The sequence below is a fragment of the Flavobacterium sp. LMO6 genome (genome assembly GCF_009495795.1).
In the GTDB taxonomy this organism is placed as follows: Bacteria; Bacteroidota; Bacteroidia; order Flavobacteriales; family Flavobacteriaceae; genus Flavobacterium.
On record NZ_WIBH01000046.1, the window covers coordinates 1 to 1,087 of the forward strand.

The 1,087-nt window shown below is 27.6% G+C and carries 1 protein-coding gene; it reads left to right on the forward strand.

Features of this window, described 5'->3' with window-relative positions; translation table 11 throughout:
- Window positions 1-394 precede the first annotated feature (394 nt).
- A complete protein-coding gene (locus GFJ99_RS13260; RefSeq protein ID WP_153209528.1) occupies window positions 395-991 on the forward strand; it encodes a hypothetical protein in 597 nt (198 codons plus the stop codon).
- Window positions 992-1,087 lie beyond the last annotated feature (96 nt).

Consider the following 1,087-nt stretch of genomic DNA (forward strand, 5'->3'; position numbering starts at 1 on the left):
CTTTGAAAACAGAATTTCCGAACTTTGTCAAAAGCAGAAACGTGAATGTTTTGCGTAGATTTTTAAAAGTTTGCGCATATAGTTTGAATTCAGCATACATAAATTCGTTCCGAATTGACGCAGTCTGAATTAAAACAGCTACTAGTTACAACAGCGGTTAGAAAAAAATGGCTGCTTCTGTCTTTTTCAGAAAATTCTAGTTTGTATTTAAAATTTGTGTATATTTGAAATGGTTAGTGTTGGTTTTACGCCACTTTTTCTAGCCGCAACACGTTGGCAGAGATTTTGTGCGAGAACTTGAAAAAATAAAACTTCTATAATGAAATATCTTTTTTTAATAATAATTTTATTTAACTCTTGTAATAATTTAGAGCCGAAGAAGAACACAAATAAAGTGGAAAAAATATCAAAAGAAAAAGTCATTGAGAATATTTCAATATTGAGAAAATGTGGTTTTTTCAAATCTTATGAAAAATTAAATGATTCTGAAATATTTGAGAAAATACATTTAGAAAGAAAAGTCGAGTATTCAAAAATATTTGAAAAAGAATACGACCCAGGAATGGAGTTAGATGAATTTGAATTAGCTTGTATTGATAAAACTAAAGTAATATTTATTGATTTAGAAGCTGATGTTTGTAAGGAAAATAAAGTATATACAGAAGTAATAAAAGCATTTTCTGTACTAACAAATAATGTTTTTAATCCAAAAAAAATAAAAGAAAATTGTATTGGAGAAACTGGACCAATAGAAATTGAATTTGAAATCGAAAATATTAAAACAAAATTCAATCCTAAATATAATGATGATTGGTTAGATGAAATTGTTTTCAAAGTTTGCGAAGATAAAATCAAAGAAAAAAACATTAGACTTGTTGATTGTTTGGGTGATAGCGAATATGGATTTGGACAATCTATATCAATAATGAGACTAACTAAAAATGAGCAAAATATTTTACAAGATAATTTTAAGTGGAAATTTGTAGATTAAAAAAACCTCTGCCAACAGCCGTTTGCTTCAATGGCTACTTTCGGATTTTCCTACGGAAAATCCGCTGCTGAATGGAATGTTTTGTTATATTTGTAA